Annotated in this window: 20 protein-coding genes; 10 read left to right on the top strand and 10 right to left on the bottom strand. The window is 71.0% G+C overall.

What is annotated here, in order from left to right; genetic code table 11:
- Window positions 1–7 precede the first annotated feature (7 nt).
- From ABZ780_RS27635 to ABZ780_RS27625, 3 genes are all read right to left on the bottom strand, one after another.
- Window positions 8–697 carry a hypothetical protein gene (locus tag ABZ780_RS27635; protein ID WP_357005958.1) on the bottom strand — a complete coding sequence of 230 codons (690 nt, stop codon included), beginning with the start codon at window positions 695–697 and terminating at the stop codon, window positions 8–10.
- Window positions 698–803: 106 nt separating this feature from the next.
- Window positions 804–1,601 carry a peroxide stress protein YaaA gene (gene yaaA, locus ABZ780_RS27630; protein ID WP_357487958.1) on the bottom strand — a complete coding sequence of 266 codons (798 nt, stop codon included), beginning with the start codon at window positions 1,599–1,601 and terminating at the stop codon, window positions 804–806.
- A 63-nt stretch (window positions 1,602–1,664) separates the two neighbouring features.
- A complete protein-coding gene (locus tag ABZ780_RS27625) occupies window positions 1,665–3,284 on the bottom strand; it encodes a hypothetical protein (RefSeq protein ID WP_357487957.1) in 1,620 nt (539 codons plus the stop codon).
- Between the two features lie 40 nt (window positions 3,285–3,324).
- Here ABZ780_RS27625 and ABZ780_RS27620 point away from each other — a divergent pair, with 40 nt between their 5' ends.
- Together ABZ780_RS27620 and ABZ780_RS27615 are read left to right on the top strand one after the other, a co-directional pair.
- Window positions 3,325–4,446, top strand: coding sequence for a phosphatase domain-containing protein (locus ABZ780_RS27620; protein WP_357487956.1), 1,122 nt, complete (start codon window positions 3,325–3,327; stop codon window positions 4,444–4,446).
- 65 nt (window positions 4,447–4,511) lie between these two features.
- On the top strand, window positions 4,512–4,856 hold the full coding sequence (locus ABZ780_RS27615; protein ID WP_357005968.1) for a hypothetical protein: 345 nt from the start codon (window positions 4,512–4,514) through the stop codon (window positions 4,854–4,856).
- 477 nt (window positions 4,857–5,333) lie between these two features.
- On the opposite strand, the gene glgB is transcribed toward ABZ780_RS27615, so the two are convergent.
- Window positions 5,334–7,436: a 1,4-alpha-glucan branching protein GlgB gene (gene glgB, locus ABZ780_RS27610; protein ID WP_357487955.1), complete on the bottom strand. Its 2,103-nt coding sequence runs from the start codon at window positions 7,434–7,436 to the stop codon at window positions 5,334–5,336.
- Complete coding sequence (locus ABZ780_RS27605; protein WP_357487954.1) at window positions 7,424–9,613, bottom strand: maltotransferase domain-containing protein; 2,190 nt, start codon at window positions 9,611–9,613, stop codon at window positions 7,424–7,426. Before ABZ780_RS27605 ends, glgB begins: the two co-directional genes overlap by 13 nt.
- A gap of 144 nt (window positions 9,614–9,757) precedes the next feature.
- On the opposite strand from ABZ780_RS27605, the gene ABZ780_RS27600 reads away from it, so the two are divergent.
- Window positions 9,758–9,997 (top strand): AbrB/MazE/SpoVT family DNA-binding domain-containing protein, encoded by a 240-nt coding sequence (locus tag ABZ780_RS27600; RefSeq protein WP_357487953.1) that lies wholly within the window; start codon window positions 9,758–9,760, stop codon window positions 9,995–9,997.
- Window positions 9,987–10,442, top strand: a complete 456-nt coding sequence (locus ABZ780_RS27595; protein ID WP_357487952.1) for a type II toxin-antitoxin system VapC family toxin — start codon at window positions 9,987–9,989, stop codon at window positions 10,440–10,442. The genes ABZ780_RS27600 and ABZ780_RS27595 overlap by 11 nt, the downstream gene beginning before the upstream one ends.
- A gap of 136 nt (window positions 10,443–10,578) precedes the next feature.
- Here ABZ780_RS27595 and ABZ780_RS27590 read toward each other — a convergent pair whose 3' ends face one another.
- Window positions 10,579–10,806 (bottom strand): winged helix-turn-helix domain-containing protein, encoded by a 228-nt coding sequence (locus tag ABZ780_RS27590; RefSeq protein WP_357487951.1) that lies wholly within the window; start codon window positions 10,804–10,806, stop codon window positions 10,579–10,581.
- A 219-nt stretch (window positions 10,807–11,025) separates the two neighbouring features.
- Between ABZ780_RS27590 and ABZ780_RS27585 the strand changes: the two genes are divergently transcribed.
- Together ABZ780_RS27585 and ABZ780_RS27580 are read left to right on the top strand one after the other, a co-directional pair.
- Window positions 11,026–11,223 carry a hypothetical protein gene (locus tag ABZ780_RS27585; protein WP_357005983.1) on the top strand — a complete coding sequence of 66 codons (198 nt, stop codon included), beginning with the start codon at window positions 11,026–11,028 and terminating at the stop codon, window positions 11,221–11,223.
- A gap of 31 nt (window positions 11,224–11,254) precedes the next feature.
- Window positions 11,255–12,511, top strand: a complete 1,257-nt coding sequence (locus ABZ780_RS27580) for a helix-turn-helix domain-containing protein (RefSeq protein WP_357487950.1) — start codon at window positions 11,255–11,257, stop codon at window positions 12,509–12,511.
- Window positions 12,512–12,524: 13 nt separating this feature from the next.
- On the opposite strand, the gene ABZ780_RS27575 is transcribed toward ABZ780_RS27580, so the two are convergent.
- Window positions 12,525–13,775: a DUF222 domain-containing protein gene (locus tag ABZ780_RS27575; RefSeq protein ID WP_357487949.1), complete on the bottom strand. Its 1,251-nt coding sequence runs from the start codon at window positions 13,773–13,775 to the stop codon at window positions 12,525–12,527.
- A gap of 174 nt (window positions 13,776–13,949) precedes the next feature.
- Between ABZ780_RS27575 and ABZ780_RS27570 the strand changes: the two genes are divergently transcribed.
- Window positions 13,950–14,828, top strand: a complete 879-nt coding sequence (locus ABZ780_RS27570) for an inositol-3-phosphate synthase (protein WP_357487948.1) — start codon at window positions 13,950–13,952, stop codon at window positions 14,826–14,828.
- A gap of 28 nt (window positions 14,829–14,856) precedes the next feature.
- Here the strand turns inward: ABZ780_RS27570 and glgA are convergent, their stop codons facing one another.
- Window positions 14,857–16,065: a glycogen synthase gene (gene glgA / locus ABZ780_RS27565; RefSeq protein WP_357487947.1), complete on the bottom strand. Its 1,209-nt coding sequence runs from the start codon at window positions 16,063–16,065 to the stop codon at window positions 14,857–14,859.
- A gap of 72 nt (window positions 16,066–16,137) precedes the next feature.
- Between glgA and glgC the strand changes: the two genes are divergently transcribed.
- Together glgC and pgm are read left to right on the top strand one after the other, a co-directional pair.
- Entirely contained in the window at window positions 16,138–17,370 is a 1,233-nt protein-coding gene (gene glgC / locus ABZ780_RS27560) for a glucose-1-phosphate adenylyltransferase (RefSeq protein WP_357487946.1), read from the top strand.
- Between the two features lie 31 nt (window positions 17,371–17,401).
- Window positions 17,402–19,045 carry a phosphoglucomutase (alpha-D-glucose-1,6-bisphosphate-dependent) gene (pgm, locus tag ABZ780_RS27555; protein WP_357006000.1) on the top strand — a complete coding sequence of 548 codons (1,644 nt, stop codon included), beginning with the start codon at window positions 17,402–17,404 and terminating at the stop codon, window positions 19,043–19,045.
- A 135-nt stretch (window positions 19,046–19,180) separates the two neighbouring features.
- Here pgm and ABZ780_RS27550 read toward each other — a convergent pair whose 3' ends face one another.
- Window positions 19,181–20,101, bottom strand: a complete 921-nt coding sequence (locus ABZ780_RS27550) for an NAD(+)/NADH kinase (protein WP_357006003.1) — start codon at window positions 20,099–20,101, stop codon at window positions 19,181–19,183.
- 199 nt (window positions 20,102–20,300) lie between these two features.
- On the opposite strand from ABZ780_RS27550, the gene ABZ780_RS27545 reads away from it, so the two are divergent.
- Complete coding sequence (locus ABZ780_RS27545) at window positions 20,301–21,551, top strand: acyltransferase (protein WP_357487945.1); 1,251 nt, start codon at window positions 20,301–20,303, stop codon at window positions 21,549–21,551.
- A gap of 67 nt (window positions 21,552–21,618) precedes the next feature.
- Here the strand turns inward: ABZ780_RS27545 and ABZ780_RS27540 are convergent, their stop codons facing one another.
- Window positions 21,619–24,726, bottom strand: coding sequence for a M14 family zinc carboxypeptidase (locus tag ABZ780_RS27540; protein ID WP_357487944.1), 3,108 nt, complete (start codon window positions 24,724–24,726; stop codon window positions 21,619–21,621).
- Window positions 24,727–24,784: the final 58 nt, after the last annotated feature.

Here is a 24,784-nt window from a genome sequence, read left to right as displayed (position 1 = left end):
ACCTCGCTCAGCCAGCCTGGTGGGCCGGTTCCAGCACCGTGCCGCGTGCCGACTCCATCGATGCGCTCCGCAGGATGCGGTCCCGGTCCGGACCGTCGGCCACGCTCACGAGGAAGCAACCGGTGCCCGGGCGGAGCTCGGCCGGCACGTCCAACACGGTCGCGCCACGGATCAGCACGGCGGCCAACTCCCGGTCGGTGATCCGGACACCGAGGATGTGCCGCCGGACGTGCCGCCCGCCGGCCAGCAGCGCCGACCGCCACGCTGCCGCCGCGAGCCGGGACACCCATCGCCGGCGGGCCGGCGAGGCGCCCGGCAGGGGACCGCCGAGCAGTTCCCGACGACCCTGCCACCAACCGGCGTTCATCATCCGGGTGTACGTCCCCCGGTGCTCCGGGGGCACCCAGAGTCGGTGCAGTTCGTAGCGGCGGCGCAGACCGCCGACCGCCACCTCCTGGGTAACCGGGATGTCGAGTCGGGCGAGCAGTTGCCGCATCCGCTGCGCGGCGTCCTCCCGGTTGAACTCCACCCCCGGCGAGTGCGACCCGAGTGCCACGCTCGGCCGCGTGGGGGTCGGCGCCGCCGTACAGCGCAGCAGGCAGGCGGCCTCGAACGCGTCGCCCAGGGTCAGCCAGTCCAGCGGGGGTGGGGTCGCTGGAGGGCGGGGCCGGTCGAGCAGGGCGGGATCGCGGGCCAACGGAGGGCTCCCTTGTCGGAGTCTGGGTTCCCCTACCGTCGCCTCTGCGTGGCCGTTGCGGAACGCCTCCCGCCCAGCCTTGAGGAAATCTTGCGGCAGAGCGCGCCTACAGGTCGCTGACCACCAGATCTACCTGCCGGATACGACCGGCGGCGGGGGTTTCCTCCTCGACCGTGTACTTCAGTTCGCGCAACACGTCGACCAGTTCCGTGGCGGTTCGCGGCCGGGCCCCGGCGAGCAGCAGGTCACGGACCAACCGCCCCTTGGTGGCCTTGTTGAAGTGGCTCACCACCGAACGGACCGGCACGCCGTCGACGTCGCGCTCGTGCAGCACCCGCACGGTCACCGTCCGCTCGGCCAGTTCCCCGCGCGGCGTCCAGGTGGCCGCGTACGCCCCGGAGCGCAGGTCCAGCACCGGGCCTCTGCCGGCCGCGCCGGCCAGGACCGGCGCCAGCTCCCCACGCCAGTACGTCGACAGCGCCCCGACGTCCGGCAGCCGCGCGCCGATCGGGCAGCGGTACGGCGGGATCCGGTCGGCGAGGCGTACCGCGCCCCACAGTCCGGAGCTGATGAGGATCGAGCGGCGTGCCGCCCGCTGCGCCTCGGACGGCAGCGACGCCAGGTCCAGCGCCTCGTAGAGCACCCCGGTGTAGATCCGCGCGGCCGGGGCGGTGGCCGCCGCCCGCAGTCGGGCGTTGCGGCGCAGTTCGCCGCGCTGGCCCTCGCTGAGCCCGAGGGCGGCCCGCGCCGCCTCCTCGTCCGGGCCGGCGCTGAGTGTCACCAGCGCGTCGAGGACCCGCTCGCGGGCCGGGTTCAGCTCCGGCAGTGAGAGCTTGTCCGGGGTCCACCGTCGTCCGGTGCCGGCGTCGGCCTTGCCCTCCGAGGGTGGCAGCAGGATGAGCATCGGGTCTCCTCGACGGGCGGTACGGCGCCTCACGCGCCGGCCCGGCCAGCGTACGACCCGCCGTTACCGCCAGGGCCGGACCGGGGTGTCGGGGTGGTACACGCGATACCCGCCAACCTCCCGCACCGGGGCGGCGTCGGGCCGGTCGGCGAGCAGCCGGCGCAGCCGCCGGTCCATCGGCGAGTCGACCTCCACCACGTAGCCCGGCCGCTCGGCTCGCCCGACCTGCCGCCAGTACGGCCGGTAGCGGTTCTGCCCGGGGGACAGGTCGCCGTCGAGCACCCCGCAGACCACCGTCTCGTCGGTGTTGAAGACCAGCCGGTTGCAGGTCCAGTAGTCCCCGTACACCTCGTGGGGGCCGTGGGCGCGCAGCGCGGCGGCCAACTCCCGGGCCTGGCGTTCCTCGGTCCGTGGCGCCGCGACGCCGCTTGTCGCGAAGAGCACGGTGATCACCAGCGTGGTCGCGGTGAGCGCGGCCAGCACGGCGGTGGCAAGCGCGCCGGTGAGCCGGCCGAGCGCGCCCACCGTGCCCCGCCAGCAGGCGACCGCCGCCACCCAGAGCGGCCAGAGCACCGCCGGCAGCGACAGTTGCAGCACCGACAGGTAGCGGGCGTTGTCCAGCGGGCTGGTGGCGGCGAGCGGGCTGCGCACGTACGACAGCACTGTCAACGCCGCGCCGACGACCAGCGCGAGGTGCACCACCGGCCCGACCCGCTCGCCGCGTGGCGTGGCGGCGGCCCGGCGGTACGCGAGCACCGCCAGCACGGCGGCGGCCAGCAGCAGCGCCGGGTAGAGCAGCCCGAACCACTGCTGCCAGCGGCCGCACCCGTCCACCGGGCAGAGCCCGTGCGCCAGCGGCACCCCCTCCAGCAGGCCGCCCCGGATCCGGTCCGACCACGGCGGCAGCGGGCCGGCCTTGGTGCTGACCTCCTGGAACACCGACAGGGAGTCCTCGCCCGGCCCGGCGCGCAGGTTGTCCCAGATCATCGGTGCCACGCCGACGGCGAAGCCCGCCACCAGCAGCAGGCCGGCCCAGCCGAGAAGTTCCCGCCGCACCGCCCAGACCAGCGCCAGCCCGGCCACCGCCAGGTACGGCAGGATCAGCCAGTCCGACCAGACGGCCAGCCCGACGAGGAGGCCGAACAGCGCGACGGCGAGCCGGCGGTGGCGTACCGTCCCGGCGGCCAGCCCCACGGTGATCAGCAGCATCAGCAGCACGGCCGGCTTCACCTCCGGCCGTCCGCCGACGACGGTGAGTTGGTCGCGTACCACCCGTTCGGGCCCGAGCGCCAGCAGGCCGACGACGAGGACGGCCAACCAGGGCGTGTAGATCCGCCGGGTGAGCCGGTAGATCAGGTAGAGGAAGACCGCGTACAGGGCGACCATCGGCAGCCGCAGCACCGGCCAGCTCGGCCCGGTCACCGCGAGCAACGGCGCGGCCAGGTACGACTCCAGCATGCCCATGTAGTGCTGGCCGTAGAGGAAGACGGGCCGTTCCCGACCCTGCCCGATGTGCAGCGCGGCCAGCCCGAAGGTCGCCTCGTCGCTGTTCGACGCCGGCACGGTGTACAGCGTGAGGACCAGCCGGTACCCGACGCCGATCAGCCCGAACAGCAGCGCCACGAGCGCCGGCCGGTCGAGTCGCGGACGCCACCGCCCACGGTGCTGCTCTGGATGTGTCACGACCACGCCCCCGTCGTCGCTCCGACGGAGTGTTTCACGTTTGGCGGGGCCGTCGAGGTGGATCAGCAGAGCCGGGCCGGCTCGCGTGGCCGCGATTGTCGACGTGTGGCAGGGTTGGCGGGTGCCACCCACTCCCGCCGGCCAGCTGGCCGTGCCGAACCTGCACCGGGCCGCGCGGATCGAGGACGCCGTGCACCAGCTCGTGGAGCGTCGGTTGCGGCGCACCGGCTGGCGGATGAACATCGTCGCGTACGCCGGTTACGGCCGCCCCGGTTGGGTGCGGGTGATGTGCCGGGTGTTGCTGGGCCGCCCCGACACCCGCCAGCGGGGCCGCCTGGACAAGGTCCGCGGCTGGCGCAGCTTTACCACGCTGCCCGCCAAGCACGTCACCGTGCACATCGAGGCCGGCGGGGTGCGGCACGAGACGCAGGCTGACCGCAGCGGCTTCGTCGACACGCTCGTCGAGGCCGACCTGCCACCTGGCTGGGGGACGGTCCGGCTCAGCGTCCCCGACGCCGAGCCGGTCGACGCGCCGGTGCGGATCCTCGACCCGGAGGTCAAGTTCGGCATCCTCTCCGACATCGACGACACGGTGATGGTGACCGCGCTGCCCCGGCCGCTGCTCGCCGCGTGGAACACGTTCGTCCTCGACGAGCACGCCCGCAACGCCGTGCCGGGCATGGCGGTGCTCTACGAGCGGCTGGTCACCGCGCACCCCGGCGCCCCGGTGTTCTACCTGTCCACAGGCGCGTGGAACGTCGCGCCGACGCTGACCCGGTTCCTGTCCCGGCACCTCTACCCGGCCGGGCCGCTGCTGCTCACCGACTGGGGGCCGACCGCCGACCGCTGGTTCCGCAGCGGCATGGAACACAAGCGCAGCACCCTGGCCCGGCTGGCCAAGGAGTTCCCGGACGTGCGCTGGCTGCTGGTCGGCGACGACGGCCAGCACGACCAGGAGATCTACCGCGAGTTCGCCGCCGCGCACCCGGAGAACGTCGCCGGGGTGGCGATCCGCCGGCTCTCCCCGACCCAGTCGGTGCTGGCCGGCAGCCTGCCCGCCCCGGCGGGCGCGTCGTCGGCGGGACCGGTGGGGCAGAAGTGGCTCTCCGCGCCGGACGGCGCCGGCCTGTGGCAACTACTGCGCGACGCCGGCCTGGTTTGAGACCGCCGGTTGGATCACCGGGGCCGGGGCGAGCGCGGCCGACGCGACGGCGGTGGGAGGTAGTCATGCTCAGCGACCAGAGAGACGACATCCGTAGGCGCAGGTCGTACCGCTTGCACGTGCTGTCGTGGCGGGCGATGTTCTTGTCGCTCGCCGTCATCGCGTCGACTCAGGTCCTACAGGCTTATCACCTGGTCCGCCATGAAGTATCGGTGGGCGTGGTAGCCCCACTTGCCGTGGTCTTCGTTGTTTCCGCGACGACGGGGATCGTGACGCTGGGGATCCAAGCGGCCTATCTTGCGTCCAACCCGCTTGGCAGAGGCATTCACGAACGCCAGATTCGATTCGCTCGCATGCTCCTGGTGGATCTGGTGACCCTTCGCTGGAGTCTTAAAGCCCCCGAGAAGTGATCGGCGCTTCTCGGGTCTCGTGAGCTAATCGCCTCCGGGGAATGGCGACTCTCGTGCGGTGCGTAGCGAGCCCACCGGAGCGACCGCGTGCGTTCCCTCCTGTCCGTAACAGCGCCAGCTCACGTCGTCTCCCACCTCGGCCGCTGACGATCCCTGCGACTCACCTCGTAGGCGATAGACGCTGGCGACGGTCCGGTGCACGGGGCACTCTGGCCATGCCTTCCAGAGGACACCCATGACGGTGTCCTGAGCGGCTTCGGCGACCACCGCGATGATCATGGCGGCAGTGTCCCCGGGCCGAACCTGGACCGGGTCACCGTGAAACCGGCCATCACGTAAAGCTACGAATACCTCGCCCCTGTCGGTGACCAGGCGTAGTCCTTCGGCATCGCCGAGTTCTGCCTGCACGTCTTTCTCCACGATGGAGAGTGCATGGTCGAGCAGCGGGTGTTCGGCCGGTGTCGGCGGCGGCACGGGTCAGCCCTGGCGCAGCCAGACGGCACCCAGCGGGGGGACCTGGAGGGCCGCGGACGCCACCATTCCGTGCCACGGCACGTCCTCGGCCCGCACCGCGCCCAGGTTGCCCACGCCCGACCCGCCGTAGTGGTGGGCGTCGGTGTTGAGCACCTCGGTCCACGTCCCGCCGGCCGGCAACCCGATCCGGTAGTCGTGCAGCGGCTGGGCGGAGAAGTTCGCGACGCAGACAAGCGTCGAACCGTCTGGGGCGATCCGGATGAACGAAACGGTGTTGTTGGCGACGTCGTCACCGGCGATCCAGCGGAACCCGGCCGGTTCGGTGTCCTGCGCCCAGAGCGCCGGGGTGTCCCGGTAGACCCGGTTGAGGTCGCCGACGAGCCGTTGCACGCCCGCGCGGGCGGGGTCGTGCAGCAGGTACCAGTCGAGGCCGCGCTCCTCGCTCCACTCCCGGTCGTCGGCCAGCTCGGAGCCCATGAACAGCAACTGCTTGCCCGGGTGCGCCCACATGTACGCCAGCAGCACTCGTACGTTTGCCAGCCGCTGCCACGTGTCGCCGGGCATCTTGCCGGCCAGTGAACCCTTGCCGTGCACCACCTCGTCGTGGCTGATCGGCAGCACGTAGTTCTCGCTCCAGGCGTACGCCAGGGAGAACGTGAGCTGGTGGTGGTGGTGCTGACGGTAGATCGGGTCCTTCGACGTGTAGAGCAGGGTGTCGTGCATCCAGCCCATGTTCCACTTGAACCCGAAGCCCAGCCCGCCGTCGGCGGTGGGCCGGGTGACGCCCGGCCAGGCGGTGGACTCCTCGGCGATCATGACGACGCCGGCGTGGTGCTTGTAGACCGTCGCGTTCACCTCCTGCATGAGCGCGAGGGCCTCCAAATTCTCCCGGCCGCCGTACTTGTTGGGCTCCCACTCGCCGTGGTTACGGGAGTAGTCCAGGTAGAGCATCGACGCGACCGCGTCCACCCGCAGCCCGTCGACGTGGAACTGGTCGCACCAGTAGAGGGCGTTGGCGACCAGGAAGTTGCGCACCTCGCGGCGGCCGAAGTCGAAGACGTACGTGCCCCAGTCGGGGTGCTCGCCCCGGCGCGGGTCGGGGTGCTCGTAGAGCGGGGTGCCGTCGAAGCGCGCCAGCGCCCACTCGTCCTTGGGGAAGTGCGCGGGCACCCAGTCCAGGATCACGCCGATGCCGGCGGCGTGCAGCTCGTCGACGAGGTGCCGGAACTCGTCCGGGTCGCCGAATCGGGACGTCGGCGCGTAGTAGCCGGTCACCTGGTAGCCCCAGGAACCGCCGAACGGGTGCTCCATCACCGGCAGGAACTCCACGTGCGTGAAGCCCAACTCGGTGACGTACGCGGTGAGCTGCTCGGCCAACTCGCGGTAGCCCAGGCCGGGCCGCCACGAGCCGAGGTGCACCTCGTAGACGCTCATCGGCTCCTGGTGCGGCTGCCGCTCGGCCCGCCGGGCCAGCCAGTCCGCGTCGTTCCACCGGTACGTCGAGTGGTACACCACCGACGCGGTGGCCGGCGGCACCTCCGCGTACGCGGCGAGGGGGTCGGCCTTGTCGCGCCACTGCCCGTCGGCGCCGAGCACCCGGTACTTGTAGCGGGCGCCGACGCGGGCGTTGGGCACGAACAGCTCCCACACGCCGCTGGAGCCGAGCGAGCGCATCGGCCAGCCGTCGTCCGGTGACCAGCCGGTGAAGTCGCCGACCACCCGTACGCCACGGGCGTTGGGCGCCCAGACGCTGAACGCCACGCCCTCGTCGAACACCCGGGCGCCGAGCGCGTCCCACAGCCGCTCGTGCCGGCCCTCGCCGATGAGGTGCAGGTCCAGCTCACCGAGCGTCGGCGGGTAGCGGTACGGGTCGTCGTGCGCCGTGCCGTCGACCTCCACCCGGTAGTCGAGCACGTTGCCCTCGACCTGTGCCTCGAAGACGCCGACGTCGTGCACCCGCTTCATCGGGTACCGCTCGTCGCCGACGAGCAGCACCACGTCGCCGGCACCCCGGCGCATCGTGCGGATCGTGGTCGAGGAGTCGGTGGGGTGCGCGCCGAGCAGCGCGTGCGGGTCGTGCGTCGCGCCGGTGATCAGCTGGTCCATCGGGCGTCCTTCGGTGCGGGAGCGGTCGGCGCGGAGCGGGACGGGCGGGTGGCAGCCGCACGGGCCGCCGCGCGGGACGCCACGGTGGCCGGCGTCGCCGCCACGCTTGCCGGGTTCACTGGCGCGGTGGCCGGGGCCACTGGGGCGGTGCCGCCGGACAGGTCATCCGGTACGTCGGCGACGGTGAGGTCCGCAGGCTCCGCGCCCGTCGGCTGCGGCACGGCCGGCGGGGCCGGGCGGCGCACGGTCAGCACGTGCGCCGGTTGCAGGTACGGGTCGAGCCGGACCGCGTTGCGCTGACCCCAGTCGTAGCTGGTGCCGGTCAGCTCGTCGTGCACCGTGAACCGCTCGTGCCAGTCGAACCCGAGGGCCGGCATGTCCAGCGTGGTGTTGCCCCACTGCACCTCGCGCGAGTCGAACGAGCAGACCACGATCACCGTGTTGCCGGTCGCCGGGTCGTGCTTGGACCAGCACAGCAGCGCCGGGTTGTCGATCTCGTGGAAGCGCAGGTTGCGCAGCTGGTGCAGGGCCGGGTTGTCACGGCGTACCCGATTGAGGGTGGTCAGGAACGGCGCCAGCGAGCGGCCCTGCGCCTCGGCGGCGGCCCAGTCGCGGGGCCGCAGCTCGTACTTCTCGTTGTCCAGGTACTCCTCGGCACCCGGCCGGGCCACGTGCTCGAACAGCTCGTAGCCCGCGTACAGCCCCCAGGAGGGGGAGAGCAGCGCGGCCAGCACCGCCCGGATCTTGAACATCGGTGGCCCGCCGTGCTGCAACGACTCGTGCAGGATGTCCGGCGTGTTCGGCCAGAAGTTCGGCCGCATGTAGTCGGCCGACGCCACCAGCTCCTCGCAGTACTCCCGCATCTGCGCGGCCGTCGTGCGCCAGGTGAAATAGGTGTACGACTGCGTGAAGCCGATCTTGCCCAGGCCGTGCATGATCGCGGGCCGGGTGAACGCCTCGGCCAGGAACAGCACGTCCGGGTCGACCTTCTTCACCTCGGCGATCAGCCAGTGCCAGAAGTCGAACGGCTTGGTGTGCGGGTTGTCCACCCGGAAGATGCGGATGCCCTCACCCACCCAGTGCAGCACCACCCGCAGCACCTCGGCCCGGATGCCCTCCGGGTCGTTGTCGAAGTTCACCGGGTAGATGTCCTGGTACTTCTTCGGCGGGTTCTCCGCGTACGCGATGCTGCCGTCGGCCCGGGTGGTGAACCACTCCGGGTGCTCGGTGACCCACGGGTGGTCCGGCGCGCACTGCAACGCCAGGTCCATGGCGACCTCCAGGCGCTGCGCCGCCGCCGCCTGGATGAAGGCTCGGAAGTCTGCCGGCGTACCCAGATCGGGGTGGATGGCGTCGTGGCCGCCCTCGGCGGCGCCGATCGCCCACGGCGAGCCCACGTCGGTCGGCCCGGCGGTGAGCGCGTTGTTGCGGCCCTTGCGGTTGACCCGGCCGATCGGGTGGATCGGCGGCAGGTAGAGCACGTCGAAGCCCATCGCGGCCACACCCGGCAACCGGTCGGTCGCCGTGGCGAAGGTGCCCGACCGGCCGCCGGCCGCCCCTTCGGAGCGGGGGAAGAACTCGTACCAGGCCGAGTAGAGGGCCCGCTTGCGGTCCGCCCAGATCGCGTACGTCTCACCGGCGGTGACCAACTCCCGCACCGGGTGCTCCCAGAGCAGGTCGGCCAGGGTGAGCGCCGGGTCGACCCGCTGCGGCAGCGGCAGGTCGGTGTCCGCGAGGGCGGTGAGCGCGTCGGCGACCCGGGCTTGGTCGGCGGCCGGGACGAGGCCCCGGGCGGCGGCGAGCACCCGTGTGCCCTCGGCCAGGTCGTTGGCCAGCTCGGCCGGCCCCTGCCCGGCGGCGATCTTCTTGGTCACCGCGTTCTGCCAGGTCAGATACGGGTCCTGGAACGCCTCGACGGAGAAGGTCCACTCACCGACGGCGTCCGGCGCGATGGTGGCGTGCCAGCGGTCCTGGCCGGGCTCGCCGGGGCGCATCCGGGTGAACGGCCGGGTTTCGCCGTCCGGACCGGTCCAGACAACGTTGCATCCCAGCGCGTCGTGCCCCTCCCGGTAGGCGCGGGCCGACACCGGGACCGGCTCGTCGACCACCGCCTTGGCCGGGTACCGCCCGCACGAGACGACGGGGGAGACGTCTTCGATCGGGAACCGTCCAGTCACCCCGCCAACCTACTGTGCGAGATCGGCTCGCGCGCGGCCAAGCATCGGACGTTGGCAACCTGACGCGGCCGATAGAAGGCGTCAAGCGTGACGCATGCTCCGACGTGTCGCGTATCATGTGTGATACGTGACAGGGGGTTGGGTATGCGGTTGAATAGCAAGGGTCAGGTCACCATCCCTGCGGCGCTGCGAGCTCAGTACAACCTTCATGAGGGCGACGAGGTCGATGTGGTGGAGGAGGGCGGTGCTCTGCGCATCGTCCGCGTTCACAGTGCGGACACCCGGGGGCAGCGGCTCGTCCGTCACATGCGGGGCCGTGGGAGCGCCAAGGACACCGAGCACATGTCCACCGAGGAGTTGATGGAGATGCTGCGTGGCGAGTGATCGGCTCCGCGCCCTGCCGTCCCGCTCGCCGGACGCGACGACGACGCTTGTCGACACCAATGTGCTGCTGGACATCCTGACCGATGACCCCAAGTGGGCGGAGTGGTCCGGCACTGCTCTCGCCGAGGCTCGCGATGCCGGCAGCCTGGTGATCAACCCGATCGTGTACGCCGAGGTGTCGGTCCGTTTCGACCGCATCGAGGATTTGGACGAGGCGCTGCCTGCCGCGGACTTCCTTCGCGAGGAGCTTCCGTACCCCGCGGGCTTCCTCGCCGGCAAGGCGTACGCGCGATATCGGAGGCTGGACGGCGCGAAGCGGTCGCCGTTGGCCGACTTCTACATCGGCGCGCATGCGGCCGTCTGCCGATACAACCTGCTAACCCGTGACGGGTCGCGATACCGCACGTACTTCCCGACCCTGACGCTGATCACGCCGAGCAACTGACCGCCGCTAGGCCGTCGTCCGGCCACCACCATCAAGATCACACGCATTCAGTGAAACCGCTGTATCGGTGCGACCCGGATGCAGCGGTTTCCTGGAAGTCGTGTGGATCTAGGCCGCGCGAGTGGCCCCAACGGAGTCAGGCGGGCGGTTCCGGCGCCACGAACGAGCCCTTGCCCTGGTGCACCTCGATCCAGCCCCGCTCATCCAAGATTCGTAGGGCCAGCCTGATCGGCGTCGCGCTGGCTCGATACTGCTCGCCGAGCTCGGCGATAGACGGCAGCTTGTCGCCGGGCCGCAGCGCGCCGGACTGGATCGAGCGGATCACGTCATCGATGACCTGCTCGTACACAGGTTGTCGGGGCATGGCAGGGCCACCTCTCGTCAGCCCTCTGAGCATGCCATTGCACATGACACTCTTTGTATGCAGTGTTGACTCTGTACTCACTGCACTCTAAGTTGAGGTTGAAGGTTCTCTCGTCAGCAGCGGAGTGCCTCCATCCGGGGCGGGGTGGTTCCTGTGCTCCGCCCCGCCCTGAACACATGGCCAATCACCACCATTCCCGTGGCCCTTGAGGAGGCGCAGGTGCACGAGCGTCCGCCGGACGGGCCGCTGCCGCCCGCGTACCCGGTGCCGGGTGCCCGGCCTCCATGCCCGGACGGGGATCGGGTGCCCTGTCTACCCCGTACGCCCCGCGCGCCGCTCACCCGCCGGCAGTACGCCTACGGCCTCACGATGGCTGTGGTCGTACTCGTGTTGTTCGTGCTGGGGGTCCTGCGGTGAGCGGGACGGGCCCGCGGTGAACGAGCTGCCGGTGGGTCGCCGAATCGCCCAGTGGCGGGTGCGGCGCAACATGACGCAGCAGCAGTTCGCCGACCGTCTCGGCAAGTCGAAGAGCTGGGTGGACAAGGTGGAGCGCGGGGTACGCCGGCTGGAGCGGGTGTCCAACCTTCGGGAGGTCGCCGACACGCTCCGCATCGACCTGGAGGTCCTGCTGACCGCCCGGCCGGTGCGGCCCGATCCCGTCGCTACCGGGGTGGAGGGGATCCGAACCGCGTTGGCTCGCTACCGCCTGCGGGGCTCGACCCGACCACCGCTCATCGAGGAGCTGCGTGCCCGGCTGGCCCACGCCGAACAGAGCTACCGACATGCCCGGTACCCGACGCTGCTCGCAGTCCTGCCCGACCTGCTCGACGCCGCCCGCGAGGCGCAGGCCGCCCGCCCCGGGTTTACGACCGACGCTCTGCTGGTCTCGGTGTACGGGTTGACCGCCCTGGTGCTGGTGAAGGTCGACCAGGGGGAGTTGGCCTGGCTGGCCGCCGATCGCGGGATCGCCGTCGCCCTCGCCACGAATGACGCACAGCTCGCCGGCGTTGCCACCGTGTCGCTGAGCCAGGCGCTACGGTCCCAAGGTCGGCGGAGGTCGGCCCTGGATGCCGCGCTCGTCGCCGCCGACCGCATCGAGGGGGCCGGGGACGGTGGTGGCACTCCAGCAGTCTCCTCGCTGCGCGGGACGTTGCTCCTCCAGGCCGCCTTCGCCGCCGCGGCTGGGGGAGACGCACGAGGTGCCACCCGGTCGCTCGACCAGGCAGCGAGGATCGCCCGACACGACGGGTTCGACGGCGGCCCTGCTGGCGGCTCCACTGGCCCTGCTGACGGCCCTGCTGGTTCTGCTGGCGGTGACTCCGGTGGCTGGGGCTTCGGTGGCGGTGGTTCCAGCAGCGGCTGGGGTTTCGGCCCTGCGGCGGTCGAGGCAGCACGGGTGGTGGCCGAGGCGGCTCTCGGCGGCGTCGCGGCGGCGACCGTACGGCACGAGCGGCTGGTAGTCACCGACGAGTGGCGGTGGCTGCCGCCCGAGCATCGGGCCGCGTACCTTCTCGACGTGGCCCGCGCGTACGCCCTCGTCGGCGACATGCTCCGGGCGGGCCGGACCCTGCTCGAAGCGGAACGCACCGCCCACGGCGAGGTACACGACCGGCCCGCGACACGGAAGCTGGTCGCCGTCGCGTGGCGGTCCGCCGACGCCCCGGCCGGCCTGGCCCACCTCGCCGCCACCCTCCGCGTCACCTGACACCCGTCGCCGGCTATCTGCGCCGGTGGTAGTGGTTGCGGCGGGGCAGTTGGTCCGGGTCGAGCCAGGCGGGTGGGATGAACTCGGGATGGCCGTCGCCACCGAGACGCACGGTCCAGTCGCCGTGGTGGATGTGACGGTGATGGTGACCGCAGAGCAGCACCGCGTTGGCCAGGCTGGTGTCACCGCCGTCGGCCCAGTGCTGGATGTGGTGGGCGTCGCACCAGCGTGGCGGGCGGTCGCAGCCGGGGAAGGCGCAGCCTCCGTCACGCAGGACCAGGGCGCGTCGCAGTGGGCCGGTGATGAGGCGGCGTTGCCGGCCGACGTCGAGGACCTGGCCGGTGCTGCCGAGCACGGCGGGCAGGATGGCGGCGTCGCAGGCGAGGCGCCGCACCGCTTCGGGCGTGAGGTGCCCGCCGGTGTCGAGGGTGCCCGTATCGAGGTGCTGGCGCAGCATGTCGTAGGTGGTGGTGACGACGAGCTGGGTGGGGTCACCGCCGTGGTCGGGCAACTCACCGGTGCGCAGGGCGAGGCGGCACACGTCGGCGAGGGCATCGTGGCGGCGTTGGCCGGGCGTGCGGGTGTCGTCGGGGCCGGCGGGTGCGGTGAGCGGGTCGATGGCAGCGCGCAGCAGGGCGGCGGCTTCGGTGTCGAGGCTGCCGGTGAGGCGCAGCCGCCCGTCGGGCTGCTCGCTCAGGGTCACGTGCCGGTCGCGGGCGGCACGCGACTCCTCGGCCCGGAGTGCCGCCTGGGCGGCAGCGTCGGCGACCTCCGGGGCGACGTGGTCGAGGATCCGCGTGCCGAGCCTGCGCAGCAGGGCGGCGTCGAACTGCGCCGCCCAGTCGACGAGGACGCCGACAGCCTTGTCGGCGGCCGCCGCACCGGCGACGCTCTGCACGGTATCGACCGTTTCGGCGATGACCCGGACCTGCTCGACGGTGACGGCCCCGCCGGCCAGCGCGTCGCGCACCCCGACCGGGGCGGCGTCGAGCGTCGCGGCGAGCTCGACCAGACGGCGTGCGGCGCCGACCCCGAGGCGCAAGCGGTCGCGCAACCACACCGCCGTCGAGGACGCGCCTTGCGCGGTTGCGGTGCCTCGACCGTCCAGCTCGCGCACGAGCGTCAGCTTGATCGCGGCCACCCGTTGCTCCAGGCGGTGGGCGACGTCCAGGGCGGTGACGAGGTCCTGCTCGTCGGCGGCCCAGGTGGCGCGGTCGAGGCAGGCCGCCACAGCGGACTCTGCCTGCGCCAACGCATCGATCACCAGCAAAGACTAGAACAGGTGTACGACACTTTCCGGCGCTGTGGTTGTGCTGCCGGCGCGCGGGTCACCGAACCAGCGGACCGGCTCAGGTGACGTAACCTCCCGCCCATGATCGAACGGGCGAGAGTTGCGATTGTGGGCGTCGGAAACAACACGTCGGCGTTGGTGCAGGGAATGGCTCTCTACCGTCAGACCGGCAGCCTGGTGGGTATCCGGCGGCCGATGATCGACGGGCTCGGGGTGGACGACATCGACGTGGTCGCGGCCTTCGCCACCTCCGAGGAGAAAATCGGTAGGGACCTGACCGAGGCGATCTTTGTGCCGCCCAACAATTTCCCTCGGCTCGACTGTGAGCTCCCCCGGGCGGATGTCCCGGTGACCAGGGGTCTTGTCGACGCGACCGAGGTGGGTCGGGTGGCGGCGGCGCTGGCAGGGGCGGAGGTGCTGCTCTACTCGGCTCCGAGCGGCCGGCCGGAGACGGCCCGGGCGTACGCCGACGCCGCTCACCGGGCTGGCGTGGCCTTCATCAACACCACCGCCGACCCGATAGCCCGCGATCCGCACTGGATGAGCACGTTCGAGGCGGCCGGCCTGCCACTGCTCGGTGACGACCTGGCCAGCCAGTTCGGCACCTCGGTGCTGCACAACGCGTTGCTGCGGCTGCTGGAGGAGCGGGGCCTCGCCCTGGTCAGTTCCTACCAGGTCAATCTTGGCGGCACCGACGACTTCCGCAACCTGGTGGAGAACCCCAGTACCAAGAAGCAGTCCAAGCTCAATGCGTTGTCGGCGGACGACAAAGTCGAGCTGGCCCCACTGGGTTACCTGTCACAGCTGAAATCGCAGAAGGTGGCGCACCTCAATATTGAGGCGCAGGGCTGGGGTGAGACAGCGGTGAGCCTGGACGTGAAATTGACGGTGCATGACCCGAGTGGTGCCGCGGGGGTCAACATCGACCTCATTCGGATCGCGGCCAACGCGCTTCGGAACGGGCTCGGTGGTCACCCCGCCGACGCGACGTCGCTGCTCAAATCCCCGCCGGGTACGGCGATCTGAGGTCGACCCGCCCGCCGCCCGCCGCCGGTCAGCCGGCGGCGCGGACCTCCCGGTAGATGTCGAGGGTGCGGGCGGCGATGGCATCCCAGGAGAAGTGCTCCACCGCGCGTCGCCGGCCGGCGCGGGCCATCTCGGTGGTCTTCGCCGGGTCGGCCAGCAGAGTGTTGATCGCCGCCGCCAGGTCGGCCACGAAGCGGTCCGGGTCCAGTGGGGTGCCCGACCCGTCGGTGGCCTGCTCGATCGGCACGAGCAGGCCCGTCTCACCGTCGGCCACTACCTCGGGGATGCCGCCGGTGGCGGTCGCCACCACGGCCGTCTCGCAGGCCATCGCCTCCAGGTTGACGATGCCCATGGGCTCGTACACCGAGGGGCAGGCGAAGACCGTCGCGTGGGTGAGCACCTGGATGACCTCGGTCTTGGGCAGCATCTCGGCGACCCAGACCACTCCGGAGCGGTTGGCCCGCAGCTCGGCGACCAACTCCTGCACCTCGGCGGCGATCTCGGCCGTGTCCGGAGCGCCGGCCAGCAGCACCAGCTGGGTGTCGGCGGGCAGTTCCCGGGCGGCTCGCAGCAGGTAGGGCAGCCCCTTCTGCCGGGTGATCCGCCCGACGTAGACCACGCTGGGTCGGGACGGGTCGACGCCGAGCCGGTCGAGCACCTCGGTGCCCTGGTCCGGGGCGTACTGGATGGTGTCGATGCCGTTGTAGACCACCCGGACCCGGTCCGGGTCGACCTGCGGGTAGGCGGTCAGCACGTCGCGCCGCATGCCGGCGCTCACCGCGATGATCGCGTCGGCGGCCTCCATCGCGGTGCGCTCGATCCAGGAGGAGAGCGCGTAACCGCCGCCGAGCTGCTCGGCCTTCCACGGTCGCAGCGGCTCCAGGCTGTGCGCGGTCAGCACGTGCGGCACCCCGTGCAGCAGCTTCGCGGTGTGTCCGGCCAGGTTCGCGTACCAGGTGTGGCTGTGCACCACGTCGGCGCCGGCCGTGCCGGCGGCCATCTCCAGGTCCACGCCCATCGTGCGCAGCGCGGCGTTCGCGCCGGTCAGGCCGGGCGGTTCGGGGTACGCGGTGACGCCCGCCTCGGTGCGCGGCAGACCGAAGCAGCGCACCCGCACGTCGGCGAGGCGGCGCAACTCCCGGGCCAGGTACTCGACGTGCACCCCGGCGCCACCGTAGACCTCCGGCGGGTACTCACGGGTGAGCAGGTCGACGCGCAGCGGGGTGGGTTCCGTCATGACCTCGCACCCTAGTGCAGAAGACTCCCCGTACGAGTGGTGAAGTCCGACGCGGGTGGATAGCGTCTGGGCATGGCTGCCAAGGTGCTCGCGATCGTCCTGGCGGGTGGTGAGGGCAAGCGCCTGATGCCACTCACCACGGACCGGGCCAAGCCGGCCGTCCCGTTCGGCGGGATGTACCGCATGGTCGACTTCGTCCTCTCCAACCTGGCCAACGCCGGCTATCTCAAGATCGTCGTGCTGACCCAGTACAAGTCCCACTCCCTCGACCGGCACATCACCAAGACCTGGCGGATGTCGACGCTGCTCGGCAACTACGTCACCCCGGTGCCGGCGCAGCAACGTCGCGGCCCCTGGTGGTTCGCCGGCTCGGCCGACGCCATCTACCAGAGCTTCAACCTCATCAACGACGAGCAGCCCGACTACGTGATCGTCTTCGGCGCCGACCACATCTACCGGATGGACCCCCGGCAGATGGTGGAGGACCACATCGCGTCCGGCGCGGCGGTCACCGTCGCCGGCATCCGCCAGCCGCTGTCGACGGCCGACCAGTTCGGCGTCATCGAGGTCGGCGAGGACGGCCGGCGCATCCGGGCGTTCCGCGAGAAGCCCACCGACGCGGTCGGCCTGCCGGACGCGCCCGACGAGATCTACGCCTCGATGGGCAACTACGTCTTCACCACCCGGGCGCTGTGTGAGGCGGTCGAGCGCGACGCGGAGGACAAGACCAGCAAGCACGACATGGGCGGCAGCATCATCCCGATGCTCGTGGCGCGGGGCGAGGCGAACGTCTACGACTTCCGCGACAACGAGGTGCCGGGCAGTACCGACCGGGACCGCGGCTACTGGCGCGACGTCGGGACGCTCGACTCGTTCTATGACGCGCACATGGATCTGATCAACGTGCACCCCGTCTTCAACATGTACAACTTCGACTGGCCGATCTACACCGAGCAGCCCCCGTGGCCGCCGGCGAAGTTCGTGCACCAGTGGGGGGAGCGGGTCGGCCGGGCGGTCGGTTCGATGGTCTCCCCGGGCGTGGTGATCTCCGGGTCGCTGGTGGAGAACTCGATCGTGTCGCCGAAGGTGCGGGTGCACTCCTGGGCGCACGTCGACGGTTCGGTGCTGATGGAGGGTGTGGAGATCGGCCGGCACGCGGTCGTCCGGCGGGCCATCCTGGACAAGAACGTGTTCGTCCCAGAGGGCGCCGAGATCGGCGTCGACCTGGAGAAGGACCGGCAGCGCTACACCGTCTCCGACAACGGCATCGTGGTGATCGGCAAGGGCCAGAAGGTCGAGCTGTGACCACCCGTACCTGCTCCAGGAGGTTCCCGCAGTGACCCATCCCCGTGCCGGCCAACCCGCCCAGCCCGCCGACCTGGTCGACGTGCCGCGCCTGGTGACCGCCTACTACGCCGAGCACCCCGATCCCACGGACCCGGCGCAGCAGGTCTCCTTCGGCACCTCCGGTCACCGGGGCTCCAGCCTGCGCAACGCGTTCAACTCCGACCACATCCTCGCGGTCACCCAGGCGCTCTGCGACTACCGGCGGGAGCAGGGCCTCGACGGTCCGCTGTTCCTGGCTCGGGACACCCACGCGCTCTCCGCGCCGGCCGCGGTGGACGCGCTGGAGGTCCTCGCCGCCAACGGGGTCACCGTGCTGGTCGACAGCCGCGACGGTTACACCCCGACGCCAGCGCTGTCGCACGCGATCCTCACCCACAACCGGGGGCGCACCAGCGGCCTCGCCGACGGCATCGTCATCACCCCGTCGCACAACCCGCCGGACGACGGGGGCTTCAAGTACAACCCCACCAACGGCGGGCCCGCCGACACCGACGTCACCCGGTGGATCCAGGACCGCGCCAACGCGATCCTCGCCGCCGGGCTCAAGGAGGTCCGCCGGATCACCTACGCGCGGGCCAGGGTCGCCGACACCACCGGGGAGTACGACTTCCTCGCCAACTACGTCGACGACCTGCCGGCGGTGATCGACGTCGACGCCATCCGTGACGCGGGCATCCGGATCGGCGCGGACCCCCTCGGCGGGGCGAGCGTGGCGTACTGGGGTGAGATCGCCGAGCGGCACCGGCTGGACCTGACCGTGATCAACCCGACGGTCGACCCGACCTGGCGGTTCATGACGCTCGACGGCGACGGCAAGATCCGGATGGACTGCTCCTCGCCGAACGCGATGGCGTCGCTGATCGCCGCCCGCGCCGACTACCAGATCTCCACGGGCAACGACGCCGACGCCGACCGGCACGGCATCGTCACCCCCGACGCCGGCCTGATGAACCCCAACCACTTCCTGGCGGTGGCGATCGACCACCTGTTCCGTACCCGCGCCGACTGGGGTCCGGCCGCCGCGGTGGGCAAGACCCTGGTCTCCTCGTCGATGATCGACCGGGTCGCCGCCGACCTGGGCCGGCCGCTGCTGGAGGTGCCGGTCGGCTTCAAGTGGTTCGTGCCGGGGCTGCTCGACGGCGCGGTCGGCTTCGGCGGTGAGGAGAGCGCCGGCGCGTCGTTCCTGCGCCGTGACGGCTCCACCTGGACCACCGACAAGGACGGCCTGCTGCTCTGCCTGCTCGCCGCCGAGATCCTGGCCACCAGCGGGCGCAGCCCGAGCGAGCACTGGGCGGAGCTGGCCGACCGGTTCGGCGCGCCCGCGTACGCCCGCATCGACGCCCCGGCCACCCGCGAGCAGAAGGCCGTGCTCGCCAAGCTTTCCCCGGACCAGGTCACCGCCACCGAGCTGGCCGGTGAGCCGATCACCGCGACCCTGACCACCGCGCCCGGCAACGGCGCCCCGATCGGCGGTCTCAAGGTCAGCACGACCTCCGGCTGGTTCGCCGCCCGCCCCTCCGGCACCGAGGACGTCTACAAGATCTACGCCGAGTCCTTCCAGGGCCCCGAGCACCTCACGCGCATCCAACAGGAAGCCAAGACCCTGGTGGACCAGGCCCTCACCAACGCCTGAACCCCACCCCACCCCACCCCACCCCCTCCACCCGGCCTGGCCCCGCCCGGCCATGTTGATCATGAGGTTAGCGGCGCGACACGCCGACACCGCCGCCGCCAACTTCATGATCGACGCGGTGGGGGTGGTGGGGTGTCAGCAGCGTGGGGGGATTTCTTGGTCGGGGGATCTGTGGAGTTCTTTGGGGAGCAGCTCGCGGAGCTGCTCGGGTAGGAAGGGCAGATCGAGCAGGGTCATCTTCAACTGGTTGCGTTCCTGGTAGCGCTGCGGGTCGAAGCGGACCACCAGGCCGGCGTTGCGGCGGTAACTGATGTCCACGGCACCCTCGGTCGCCGCGTCGCGGAACACCAGCCCGTCCATCTCCACCACGACAGCCGACGAGTGGGGCTCCAACTCCAGCCGGATCTTCTCGTCCGGGGAGAGCACCACCGACCGGGAGATGCCGGCCATCGGCGCCGACGGGGTGACCACCACGACGTCCGCCGCCGGGGAGATCAGCGGACCACCCGCGGCGTAGCTGTACGCGGTCGAGCCGATCGGCGTGCTGATCACCACGGCGTCGGCGCGGTAGTAGCCGTACTGCTGGCCGTCGACCGCGAGGGTGGCGGTGACGAAACCGGAGCCGGGCTGGCGGACCAGCGCGATGTCGTTGAACGCCACGATGTCGTCGCCGCACACGTCGCAGGCCAGGCAGGCGTGCGACTCGATGGTGAAGTCCTTGGACAGCAACCGGCTCAACGCCTCCGGCAGCGCCGGCGGCTCGACCTCGACGAGAAAACCGAGCCGACCCAGGTGTACGCCGAGCACCGGCTTCGGGTCGAGGACTGCCGAACGCAGCGCCCCCAGCATCGTGCCGTCACCGCCGATGCTGATCAACGCGTCGGCGCGTGCCGCCACCTCGGCCTCCGGCACCGGCTCGATGCTGGCCGGTACGCGGTGCGCGTCCTCCGTGCGCACCATCAACGACTTGTGGTGACGCGTCGCCCACCGTTCGATGATCCCGACCACCTCGGTGACATCCCGGGTGGGGTGCAGTACCAGTCCCAGCCCCGACACCCGTACAGCTCATCACACCGGCGTCGGACGCGTCCGGCGTACCGGGCAGGCCGCCGGCCGACGACGGCCCGGCCCCGGCTCTCGGACGGGATTGCCGCCCTCGTGCCGGCCTGCTAACTTGCCCTTCGCCGATCGCCATTGTGCAACGGCACATTGGGGGGCCGGCACGGGGCCAGGGCCCCCTTAACGGGGAGTTCGTGTGAAATCGCCTTCCGGGGTCGCGCCCTCACGCCTGTATGTGCTCGATGGCCTGCGACTGGTCGCAGCCCTGTTCGTCGTAGGTTTCCATCTCACGGTCTTCGGCGGCGCCTGGGGTGGTCCGGACGGCGCGGCCCTGCCTACGCTCAGCCTCTACACCCAGTTCGGGTGGCTCGGGGTCTACCTGTTCTTCCTGATCAGCGGTTTCGTGATCTGCATGAGCGCGGAGGGGCGTGGCCTGGGGCAGTTCGCCGCCGCTCGGATCATCCGGCTCTATCCCGCGTACTGGTTCGCGGTGCTCGCCACCACCGCGGTGCTCACCCTCTGGCCGGTGGTCCGCCAGCCGAAGCGCCCCGGCGACGTGCTGACCAACCTCACCATGTTCAACGACCTCATGGGAGTGGACGCGGTCGACTCCGTCTACTGGACCCTCGCCCACGAGCTGCGTTTCTACCTCCTCTTCGGTCTCTTCGTGCTGGTCCGCGGATACACCCCGCGGCGGGTGCTGTTCTTCGCCTCCGGGTGGCTGATCGCCAGCCTCTTCGCGTACCACTCCATCCCGATGCTCACCGATCTGCTGGTGCCCCGCAGCGCGGCCTGCTTCGTCGGCGGCATGGCCCTGTTCCTGATCTACCGCCACGGTTCCGACATCTACCTCTGGGGGCTGGTGGGCGCGTCCTGGCTCGTCGCGCTCCAGATGATCGGCACGGTCAACCCGTACGCCCCGAACCGGACCATGCTGTCGTCGACCCAGATCAGCATGGTCGAGGCGGCGCTGGTCACGCTCTTCTACCTGGTCCTGGCGGCGGTGGCCACCGGTCGTCTCGCGGTCGGCTGGCGTTGGCTGACCACCGCCGGTGCGCTGACCTACCCGCTCTACCTGCTGCACGAGTACATCGGCTGGGTGATGATCCACTACCTGCACCAGGTGCTCCCGGCCTGGTTGACCGGGCTCATCGTGGTGGTGATCCTCCTGGTCGCCTCGTGGCTCGTGCACCGGTTCGTCGAGAAGCCCGTCTCCGGCTGGCTGCGGCGCCGCTTCGCCGAGGCCCGGAAGTCGGCGTACCTGCGGAACCCGGCGGGCGGTGCGCCGTCCTGGCTGCGTCCGCCGGTGTCGACCGACGGCCCGGCGGCCGAGCCCGTGCCGGCGACGGCAGTCGTTGACGCGGTGCCCGTGCCGGACGCCCCGCGGTCGCCGATCGACGGCCCGACCCTCGCGATGGCCACGGTCACTCCCCGGCCCACCGACTGAGCCGGACGAGCGAGGTGCCCCGGACCGCGTCCGGGGCACCTGCCGTTCCTTGCACTGTCTCCCGCCGTCAGCGGCGGGGTCGGCCGGTCAGATGGGTCAGCGAGCGGGCGACCAGGTCGTTGCGGGCCGCCGGCGACAGCCCTTCCAACCCGAAGCCCAGGTAGACGGTGTCGGCGGTGACCACCACCGAACCCTCCTCGAACGCCTGCTGGCTGCGCGACCAGTCGTTGGCGTTGCCGGCGCTGCCGGCCGGCGGCCCGGCCACCGTCCAGCCGCCCAGGTCAGCCGACTCGAACGACGTCTCGGTGACCGTGGACCCGTCGACGACCACCCGGGCGTCGTCCACGAAGACGCCGAGGCCCTGGGTGGCCCAGTCCGAGGCATACGAGATCGACACCTCGACCTGCTTGCCGGCGTACGCGGACAGATCGACCACGAACTCCTTCCAACCGCCCGATGAGCCGGTCGCCGCGTTCCAACTGCCCGTGCTGCCGGTGGAGGAGCAGTCCGCGCCCTGGTAGTGCGCGAGGAACGGGTGCACCTGCGCCACCCAACCCGCGGCGCAGCTGTCCCCGGTGGCCGTGCTGGTCTTGCCGTTGGCGTCCGGCAGGGTCGTCCAGTCGTCGCTGCCCACCTCGTGCGCCTCGACGAAGAGGAAGTCCCAGTTCTGCTCGATCTCGTACGAGGTGAAGAAGCGCAACTCGCCACTCGTCGCCCCGGTCAGGTCGACAGTGCGGGAGAGCCGCTTGTACGACTCGTCCGCCTGACCGCCGTACAGGTACCACTCGCCCGTGCGCGGGTCGAACGGCGCGCCGCCCGGCCTGGTCCAGCCCACCGGCGCGGAGCTGGCGAACTGCGGGAACTGGTCCGGCGGCAGGAAGCTCGACGTGGTCAAGAACGAGGCGGTGTGCGCCTGGTTCTGCGCCGACCCGGGAGCGTTGAGCTGCCCGGTGAACCCGGTGAACGCCGCGTTTTTGCCGGCGACCGGGTACGGGTCACCCTCCGGTGACGTGCCGCCGTCGGAGACGTAGGTGTGGGCGCCCAGCCAGTACTGCTGGAAGTCGTTCAGCAGTGGCAGGCAGGTCGGGTCCTCGCCGTTGGTGCACTCCGGCGGCGCGCCCGGCTGGTACACGTACGACCCGTTGGCGCCCTGCGCGAACAGCGCGTACTGGCCGCTGACGAGCAGCTTGCCACCCTCGTTGAGGTAGTCCCGCACAGCCAGTTCGGTGTCCAGTGCGGCCTTCGCCGCCGTGCCGGGCACCTGGCCGGGGGAGCGCAGGATCACGTCGTCGCCGGTCTCCCAGACCACCGCCTTGTAGTGCGACAGCACGCCGAGCGGGTGCGGCGCCGTCCGTCCCCGCGCGTCGAAGTCGTACACGTCGCTGCTGCGCCCGGCGGCGGTCAGGGACGCGGCGACCTCGTCGGCGTACTTCGCGGTGGTGCCCGTCTGCGCCGGGCTGAGCCCGGTGACGTCCTCCATCGCGAGGACCAGCACGTCACCGCCGATGTCGGTGTGCACCCGGTAGGTGAAGTGCTCGCTGGTCACCACCCCGGCCCGCTGCTTGACCCCGGTGAACCAGACCTCCACCCGGTCACCCGGTTTCGTCCCGGTGACCGTGCCGCGCAGTTCGGCGTAGTAGTCGTCGTGCGTGCCGCCGTACCGTTCGCCACCGCGCCACTCACGGACCGGCGCGGTCTTCGGTCGACCGCCGTTGACGGCGTAGTGCATCCGCACGTTCTTCAACGCCCGACGGGTGATCGAGGCGACCTGTTGGGTGCGCCCGTACGACGTGTCGAACGAGTCCACCACGAAGTCCGGGGTGCTGCGGCCGACGACCGACACCGGGTCGTCCGGGTCCGCCGCGGAGCGCGCCACGGCCAGCGCGAACGGCAGGTTCTTGCCGACCTCACCGGCGATCAGCTTCTCGTCGTCGGGAAAGTTGAAGCCGCTGACGCAGTCCTCCGGGCGCCACTGGTCGTTCGGGTCGATGGCCGAGACGGATTCACACGTCGACATCTCCGGGGTGAAGCCCAGCGTGCCGTACTTGACGGTGGCGTGGCTGTCGGTGTCACCGTTGGTGGTGTACAGCTCGGCGGAGATGTCCGGGTCATAGCCGGGTACGGCCGGGTGCGCGTCGTCACCGGCCATCGCCTCGTAGATCACATCGTCCGGGGTGGGTGTGCTCACCTGCCAGCCGAGGCCGTAGAGCAGCAGCTGGGCCGCCGAGTGGTAGTTGACGAAAAACTCGAAGCCGACCCGGCGGAAGAGATTGTCCAGGGCCTTGGTCTCGGGCTCCGAGTTGGGCCGCAGGCCCCGGTACGTCTCGCTGTTCGGCTCCGGCGACGAGCCCTCGTTGTCGTACCCCCACTTGTAGGCGAAGTTGCGGTTCAGGTCGACGCCGTCACCGGAGGTGATCTGCCCGTCGCCGTTGTTGTCGCGCAGGTTCTTCCGCCACAGCCGGTTGCCAGGGGTGAACGTGAAGTCGTAGCCGTCCGGGTTGGCCACCGGCAGGAACCACAACTCGGTGGTGTCCAGCAGGCGGGTGATCTCCCGGTCCTTGCCGTAGCTGTCCAGCACGTGGTGCATCAGCCGGCGGGTCATCTCCGGCGTGATCCACTCCCGGGCGTGCTGGGCGCCGGCGTAGAGGACCGCCGGTCGCCGGCCGTCCGGAACGGTCCGCGCGTTCTTGGTGACCTTCACGGCGAGGATCGGCTGACCCTGCTGGGTGCGGCCGATCGTCTCCACCTTGGTGAGCTTCGGGTGCCGGGCGGCGGTGGCGTTCAGCTCGTCCCGGATGCCACCCGGCTTCCCGTACGGGCGAAACGCCGTCCAGCCCGCCGCGCTCTGCTCCCGCAGCGCCTGCGAGGCGTCCTTGCCGCGGACCTTCTTCACCGTGAGGGGGACGCCCTTGTCGGTCAGTCGCTTCGCCTGCCGACGGGTGAGGACCGTCTCGACGTTGGTACGACCGGCCGAGTCCGCCTTTGCGTCGTGGCCGAGGTCCACCCCCGCCGCGCGTAGTTGGTCGCGCTGTTTCGCGTCGACCGTGCCGACGTACACCTCCAGGCCGTCGCGGGGACCCGGGTCCGACGGTGGCCGTGCGCTCGCCGGTGGGGCCAGTGCCAGTGCGCCGAGCAGGGTGACCACGCCGGCGATCGCCAGTCGTCTCGGTCTCATCGCGCCTCCTTGGGTGAAGGACCTGTAGGCGCGAGCCTTCGGTGTGGGCTGATCAATG

This window comes from Micromonospora sp. NPDC047467 (genome assembly GCF_040643095.1).
In the GTDB taxonomy this organism is placed as follows: domain Bacteria; phylum Actinomycetota; class Actinomycetes; order Mycobacteriales; family Micromonosporaceae; genus Micromonospora.
The sequence above is the reverse complement of the archived record's forward strand: the minus strand, read 5'-3'. Positions and strand labels throughout refer to the sequence as shown.

Coding starts and splice junctions, on each gene's coding strand:
- yaaA (WP_357487958.1), bottom strand. CDS start 1,601: ATGCTCATCCTGCTGCCACCCTCGGAGGGCAAGGCCGACGCCGGCACC.
- ABZ780_RS27615 (WP_357005968.1), top strand. CDS start 4,512: ATGCTCAGCGACCAGAGAGACGACATCCGTAGGCGCAGGTCGTACCGC.
- glgB (WP_357487955.1), bottom strand. CDS start 7,436: ATGGACCAGCTGATCACCGGCGCGACGCACGACCCGCACGCGCTGCTC.
- ABZ780_RS27600 (WP_357487953.1), top strand. CDS start 9,758: ATGCGGTTGAATAGCAAGGGTCAGGTCACCATCCCTGCGGCGCTGCGA.
- ABZ780_RS27590 (WP_357487951.1), bottom strand. CDS start 10,806: ATGCCCCGACAACCTGTGTACGAGCAGGTCATCGATGACGTGATCCGC.
- ABZ780_RS27570 (WP_357487948.1), top strand. CDS start 13,950: ATGGCTCTCTACCGTCAGACCGGCAGCCTGGTGGGTATCCGGCGGCCG.
- glgA (WP_357487947.1), bottom strand. CDS start 16,065: ATGACGGAACCCACCCCGCTGCGCGTCGACCTGCTCACCCGTGAGTAC.
- glgC (WP_357487946.1), top strand. CDS start 16,138: ATGGCTGCCAAGGTGCTCGCGATCGTCCTGGCGGGTGGTGAGGGCAAG.
- ABZ780_RS27540 (WP_357487944.1), bottom strand. CDS start 24,726: ATGAGACCGAGACGACTGGCGATCGCCGGCGTGGTCACCCTGCTCGGC.